The sequence below is a fragment of the Rhizobium ecuadorense genome, from assembly GCF_001187535.1.
Lineage (GTDB): Bacteria > Pseudomonadota > Alphaproteobacteria > Rhizobiales > Rhizobiaceae > Rhizobium > Rhizobium ecuadorense.
On record NZ_LFIO01000776.1, the window covers coordinates 1 to 293 of the forward strand.

Sequence of the window (293 nt, forward strand, 5' to 3'; positions counted from 1 at the left end):
AATGCGCTCCAGCGCCGAAGTCGCGCGTCTCAGAAACGCGGTCCTGATGGAATTCGGCTCTTCCTGTGCTGTGACGGGAGTGGATGCGTTGTGGGCCATGGAGCGGCTCCTTGGTTGACAAGGTATTTATACGGCTCATGCCGATATGAAGTCAACCACATGTAGAGACCACGCGCATTACTAAGCTTCCAGAAAGCCCCGATCGCCCGAGAGAGAGCATACGCGTTCTCGTGAGCGAAGCCTTCGACATTGTTCAGGTCATCTTTCCTACAAGCTTGGCATAGTCCGAAAAA

General features: G+C 53.9%; 1 pseudogene. It reads right to left on the bottom strand.

Annotation, left to right across the window (positions count from 1 at the left end):
• Positions 1 to 99, bottom strand: a pseudogene (locus AF337_RS46290) (DNA-binding protein); the annotation flags it as partial.
• Between the last annotated feature and the right edge of the window lie 194 nt (positions 100 to 293).